The sequence below is a fragment of the Nodosilinea sp. LEGE 07298 genome (genome assembly GCF_015207265.1).
GTDB lineage: Bacteria > Cyanobacteriota > Cyanobacteriia > Phormidesmidales > Phormidesmidaceae > Nodosilinea.
Genome location: NZ_JADEXE010000344.1, coordinates 1 through 6,594, shown reverse-complemented (window position 1 = coordinate 6,594; position 6,594 = coordinate 1). Strand labels below are relative to the sequence as shown.

The window sequence follows — 6,594 nt, the reverse complement described above, 5'->3', positions numbered from 1 at the left end:
GAGACAGTCCCTGGGTACCGTAATGGCTTCAGCATCAATGATGTCGATGGAGCCACCGAAGTGCTGAGCCGAATCTTGGGTGGTGTTTAAAGCCATAGCACGCTCAGAGAAGAGGATGAAGAACCGAGGAACCCTAGGCTGTTGCCTAATGAAAGACTGTCACCAGACCGTATGCCGACTGTACGCCTAAACTGTCCCCGTAAACTATTGTAACGGTCTAGCCTCCAATTCCCCGGTGGTAACCTCCCTACTTGCACCTAGAGAGGTATTTATTGCTTATCCCATGGCAGAGTTTTGCTTTGGGTAGGGTCAAACGGTTGTTTGCCCCTACGGGAGATACTGAATGTTTGACGTATACCTGTATTCAGCAGCGCTTGGCATCTTGGTTGGCAGGCTAAGCGGCGCGGCGGCGGGGGCGCTTGCGCTCAGACTTTTTCTTGTAGCCGATGGCCTGGGCCTCGTTGCTGTCGGAGCCGTAGACGCCCCGCACCAGCTCTTTCATCGCCAGCACGTTCTGGTGGAACTGCCACTCGGCTAGGCGAGCCTTGTCGGCGGCGGCTTTGGCCCGCACCATGATCGCGGTCTCTTCATCCTGGGCGGCAATCATCTCGGCGTAGCTGTTCTGGAGCCCGCCGAGGGTGGTCTCGGGGCGGGCGGAGGTGTAGTCTGCAATGGTGCGCGCACCGCGTAGTGAATCAACATCCTGCCCGATGTAGTCGGGCCGCAAACGGCGGCTGGTATCGGTACTGGGCATGGGTGTAGTGATCCTTGATGGCAGTACAAAAGGGTGGTTAGGAAATCGAGTTGGCGGCAAGGTTGAAGGGGGCTCGCCTATCGCTCAGGGCAATGTGCTCGCTGCGATCGCCGACCCGGAAGAAACGGCGCAGCTTTACGGAAGTATTATTGACGGGGGCTGCTGAATGAAGTGCAGATGATGGTGAAGCATAACCACCTCTGTGATTGCTTCGCGCTGGTCTGTACTTGCTTCGCGTCGGGGTGTGATTGCTTCGCGTGGGTCTGTACTTGCTTCGCGTTGGGGTGTGATTGCTTCGCGTGGGTCTGTACTTGCTTCGCGTTGGGCTGTAATTGCTTCGCGTGGGTCTGTACTTGCTTCGCGTTGGGCTGTACTTGCTTCGCGATGCTGGTGCCTAGGCTCCTGCCTGGGTATTAAGCCGGTGCGGCTCTGCCGCAGAAGCGGAGACGGAGCCTCGGGAGGGCATTCCCAGGCAGGAGCCTGGGAACGAGGAGCAGTAGGTATCTAGTGCCCAGGCTCTGCCTGGATATCAGTAGAGGCGGCTCTGTGGAGCCAGCTGGTGACGATTCCCACTTCGGGGATTTTGATTACCCCAGCGCAGGGGGAGGTATTTAGTCTGCTGCGGCGCGATGGTCCGAGGCTCGGAACGTAGACTACTGTAGGGCGGGCACTGCCCGCTTGTCACCTCTGCTATTGCAGGGCAAACCCATCGGTTGAGCATCGCCTACTTTGCACTGGCGCGTTAGCGAAGCTATCCGAAGGAATCGCTAGATGTTCGGGGTGGGCGGTGGGTGAATGGGTGAGGTGGTGGGCATTGCCCACCCTACGTTTGGAGGCGATCGCACGGGGAGATGTTGAAAGATCCTGACTACAACTGAGGTGTGTAAACTTAGGCATAGAACACTAATCGGTTTTGGGTGTGCTTGTCATGGAAGATTTTCGGGCCAAAACACTCAAAGAAGCCTTTCGGCTGTGTGATGTTAACCCGCTTTCTGGACAGGGGCTTAAGCGTTACTACGTTGACCTGGCCCCGGTACGCAAAACTGAGGCGATCGAAAGTGTCAACACGGTGCTCGATTTTCAGGAACCGGGAGAGTTTTGCACTATTCTCTTTACCGGGCATCGGGGCTGTGGCAAAAGCACTGAACTCCAGCGCATTCGCCGCCAGTGGGAGCAAGACTTCTGGGTGATTTACCTGGAGGCTAATGAAGAAACCGACACCAACGATGCCGAATATACTGACTTTTATCTAATCGTCATTAAGCAGATCGAGTTTGCTCTGAGGCAACGGGGGCTGCGGTTTGACACCAGATTGCAAAAAAGTGTCGAAGACTGGTTCAAAGAAATCACCCGCGAAGATGAGCGCACGGTTGAAACGTCAGTCAGTGTAGATGCCGAAGCAAGTTTGGGGGCTGAGGCTCCGTTTCTGGCCAAGCTGATGGTGAAGCTACTGGCTCAAATTAAAGGTGCCGACAAGCAAAAAACGGTGATTCGCCAGACCCTCCAGCGGGATATTTCGCGCCTGAAGGCGGATGTCAACTTGCTATTGTTGGATGCCTACAAAAAAATTAGGCCGCTCTATCCCAAAGGATTCTTAGTAATTTTCGACAACCTCGATCGCGTACCACCCCGAGTCGGTGATCATCTCTTTTTTGACTATGCGGCTCAGCTCCGAGAGTTGAACTGCACGATGATTTACACCGTGCCAATTTCGGTGCTGTGCTCACCCAAAAATATCGCCAATACCTTTGGTACAGACCCCCATATTGTTTCAATGGTGAATATTTACCAACTGGAGCGCCAGCGCTGCGACCTAGGCTACACCACCGAGGGCCTGACCCAGTTGGCCAAAATCATTCGGAGACGCGTGGATATCGACCTGCTGTTTGACTCCTACGAGCAGGTGTTGGACTTGGTAAAAGCCAGCGGTGGCCATGTGCGGCAGCTCATGCAGATGGTGCGTAGCGCCTGCCAAACGGCCAGTACCCGCAAGCACAGCAAAATTCAACCGGAGGATGTCGAGTACGCCGTTAAGCAGCAACAATTTAACTTTGAGCGGTTTGTCCCCGACGACCACTACCCGCTGCTGGCACGGGTCTGCCTGACCAAAAACATCACCAAGGATGAAGCCGGGCAGCTCATGCTGTTTAACACCTCAGTGCTGGAGTACAACGGCCTCGATCGCTGGAACTATCCCAACCCAGCCGTGCGCCAAAGCCAGTTATTTAAAACCGCGCTGGAGGAGGTAATGTCTCACGATGCCTGATGCCCCTCCCACAGCAAACAGTGAACTGGACGTTTCCTCAACTCAAACCGCTGCCCCAGCCCCCTACACCAGTGCTGCCCTGGTCGAGGCCAATCGGCAAGAATTTGCGGAGTTAATGACTTTTATCGACTTTGCCGAAGGGCTGACTATTGGCTTTGTGGAAGTTAACCAAGAGCGAGACAGACCGTTGCTAGCGGAGGCTTTGCGCCAGCACCTGGCTAATACCGACACCCACCTGGAGGTGATCAACTTTTCTCGCCAGCCCGACCTGCGCTATTTGCTAGATGCCCTGCGGCAGCGGCTGGCCAGCCTCAGTGCATCGTCTTCCAACGGCAACAAAAAACTGGTGCTCTTCATTCAAGGGCTAGAGGCGGCGATCGGCACCGATGGCATAGGGGCCTATCCACCCATGCTGCAAGACCTCAATTTTGTGCGCGATGCCTACCGGGAAAGGGTGCCCCACCCGCTACTGTTTGTGCTGCCCGACTACGCCCTCACCCGCATCAGCCAATATGCCCCCGATTTTTGGGCTTGGCAATCGGGCTTGTTTCGGTTCAAAACGCCTCTGCAAACGGTAGAACAGCTCAAGGCCGATATAGCTGATCGCCCCCTACCAACTATTGCGTCTGGCAACAATCTGGAGCAGATCGAGCAGCTCAAACGGCTTTTGATGGAACTCGCTCCATCAGGAAAACCCATTGCTCCTCAAGATCTCCCGCTGTGCTGCGAACTGTATTACAAAATCGGCTCTGCTTACCACACCCAGAAACAGCCGGCCAAAGCCAGCGACTATCTGCAAGCGGGGCTAAAGCTATTGGAACAGTACCCAAACCCCACTCTAGAGCGAGATTTTCACCGCAAACTGGGCCATGCCTACGCAGACCTGCGCCAGTTCGACACGGCCACTGCCGAGTACAACACCGCCCTGGAGAGCGCCAAAACCCACAACCAATTTGAATCGGTCCCCGCACTTTTGCAAGATTTGGGCGACGTTGCCCTAGAACAGCGTCAGTTTGACCGGGCAAATGCCTTCTACGAGCAAAGCCTTGCACTGAACGAGGCTCGCAACGATCGCTATTTGCAGGCAGGCACGTACCACCAGATGGGCAGGGTGGCGCAGGAGCAGCGAAACTATGAGCAGGCTCAGCAGTACTACCAACAGGCATTAGACCTCTATATTGAGTTTGGCGATCGCTACAACCAGGCCAGCACGTACCACCAGATGGGCCGAGTGGCGCAGGAGCAGCGGCGCTTTGAGCAGGCCCAGCAGTACTACCAACAGGCCTTAGACCTCTATATCGAGTTTGGCGATCGCTATTCCCAAGCGGGCACGCACCACAATATGGGCCGGGTGGCGCAGGCGCAGCGACGCTTTGAGCAGGCCCAGCAGTACTACCAACAGACCTTAGACCTGTATATCGAGTTTGGCGATCGCTATTCCCAGGCGGGCACGTATGACCAGATGGGCCGTGTGGCGCAGGAGCAGCGGCAGTTTGAGCAGGCCCAGCAGTACTACCAACAGGCCTTAGACCTCTACATCGAGTTTGGCGATCGCTATGGGCAGGCCAGCACGCACCACAATATGGGCAACGTGGCGTATTTACAGCGGCAGTTTGAGCAGGCCCAGCAGTACTACCAACAGGCCTTAGACCTCTACATCGAGTTTGGCGATCGCTATTCCCAGGCGGGCACATACCACCAGATGGGTAGGGTGGCGGAGTCGCAGCGACGCTATGAGCAGGCCCGGCAGTACTACCAACAGGCCTTAAACCTCTATATCGAGTTTGGCGATCGCTATGAGCAGGCCCGCACGTACTATCACCTTGGCCAGGTAGCCGAAGAAACTGGCGATCTGGATAACGCAAAAGCCCACTACTTAGAAGACTTGAGAATTACCGTCGAATTTAATGACGAGCACGGTTTGGGTATTTCCCTTGGCAATCTTGCCCGCTTCTATCAGTCAACACAAGACGAATCCCTGCTCAATGAAGCAGCCCAAATCCTCAACACCACTCCCGACGAACTCCGGCAAACGTTGGGATCTTCCGATGAGGCTGAGGAATAGCAACACACCCTCGCTAGAAATGCGCCCTACACCTTAGAGAGGCAGAGCCTCCGAGCCGCATTCCAACGCGGAGCATTCGAACGAGAGACAACGAATATGGCCTTGGCACTACCCGATTTCCTACCTGCAAAACGGGGAGCCTATTAAAACTTACGCATTTCAGCAGCGTATCCACGGGCCTTCCCATTAAAATACGTGGGTACTAGACTATTGCCTCCATGCTAACCGCCCTGCACATCGAGAACTTTGCGCTGATCGACCAGCTCGATCTGCGGCTTGAGGCCGGGCTCAACGTGCTCACGGGCGAGACTGGAGCGGGCAAATCCATCATTCTCGACGCTATTGATGCCGTCCTGGGCGGCAAGGCCAACCAGCGCCTGGTGCGCTCCGGTAGCCAAAAAGCCCTGGTAGAAGCCACCTTTGACGTACCCAGCGACATCCACACCTGGCTAGCCGAGCAGGAATTTTCCCCTTCTGAGGGTGCTCTAGTGCTGCGCCGCGAACTCACTCTGGGCAAAACCCTGCGCAGCCGCTCCTTTCTCAACGGCAGCCCCGCCACCCGGCCCCAGCTCGAAGGCCTGCGCCAAAAGCTGGTCGAAATCACCGCCCAGGGGCAAACGGTGCTGCTCGGTTCGGGCGATCGCCAGCGGGAGTGGCTCGACGGCTTTGGCGGTGCCCCCTTAGTCGCCCAGCGCCAGCAGGTAGCTAAGGCCTACGAGGCCGCCACCCAGGCCAAAAAACGCCTAGAAACCCGCCGCAAGGCCGACCAGCAGCGCCGCGACCAGCTAGAGCTGCTGCAAATGCACCGCCAAGACCTAGAGCAGGCCCAGCTCGACGACCCCGACGAACTCGACAAGCTCGCCCAAGAGCACGATCGCCTCAACCACAGCGTCGATTTACAGCAGAACAGCTACCAGGCCTACCAAATTCTCTACGAGAGTGAGGCGGGGGATAGCGCCTGCGCCGACCTGCTGGGCAAAGCAGAGGGAATTTTGATCGATATGGAGCGCTACGACCCGGCCATTACTTCGATTTTGGGCATGGTCAGCGAAGCCCTCACCCAGGTCGAAGAAGCGGGGCGAGCGATCAACGCCTACGGGGCCAGCGTCGAGGCCGACCCCCAGCGACTGGAGGAAGTGGAAGAGCGCATGCGCCAGCTCAAGGGGCTGTGCCGCCGCTTTAGCCGCACCTTGCCCGAGCTGGTGGCCTACCGCGATGAAGTGGTGCGATCGCTGGCCAAACTCTCCGGCGAAGGCCAGTCAATCGAGGCTCTAGAAGCCGAGGTCGAGAAGACCCAGGCCGCCCTGACGGATGCCTGCGACCAGCTCACTACCCTGCGCCAGGGCGTGGCCCAGCAGCTCGAAACCCGCCTGGTGAATGAACTCAAGCCCCTGGCCATGGAGCGGGTGCAGTTTGAGGTCGAACTCAAGCCTATTGCCCCCACCGCCACCGGGGCCGACGGCATTCGCTTTTTGTTTAGCCCCAACCCCGGCGAACCCCTGCAACCCC

General features: G+C 56.9%; 4 protein-coding genes. 3 read left to right on the top strand and 1 reads right to left on the bottom strand.

The window, feature by feature from the left end; translation table 11 throughout:
• Nucleotides 1-394 precede the first annotated feature (394 nt).
• Nucleotides 395-754, bottom strand: a complete 360-nt coding sequence (locus tag IQ273_RS28775) for a hypothetical protein (RefSeq protein WP_194026544.1) — start codon at nucleotides 752-754, stop codon at nucleotides 395-397.
• A 928-nt stretch (nucleotides 755-1,682) separates the two neighbouring features.
• Between IQ273_RS28775 and IQ273_RS28770 the strand changes: the two genes are divergently transcribed.
• The 3 genes from IQ273_RS28770 to IQ273_RS28760 form a co-directional block, all read left to right on the top strand.
• Nucleotides 1,683-3,020 carry an ATP-binding protein gene (locus tag IQ273_RS28770; protein WP_194026543.1) on the top strand — a complete coding sequence of 446 codons (1,338 nt, stop codon included), beginning with the start codon at nucleotides 1,683-1,685 and terminating at the stop codon, nucleotides 3,018-3,020.
• Nucleotides 3,013-5,085, top strand: a complete 2,073-nt coding sequence (locus IQ273_RS28765) for a tetratricopeptide repeat protein (protein WP_194026542.1) — start codon at nucleotides 3,013-3,015, stop codon at nucleotides 5,083-5,085. Before IQ273_RS28770 ends, IQ273_RS28765 begins: the two co-directional genes overlap by 8 nt.
• A gap of 218 nt (nucleotides 5,086-5,303) precedes the next feature.
• Nucleotides 5,304-6,594: DNA repair protein RecN (locus IQ273_RS28760; protein WP_194026541.1), on the top strand; the 1,291-nt coding region annotated here is incomplete at its 3' end.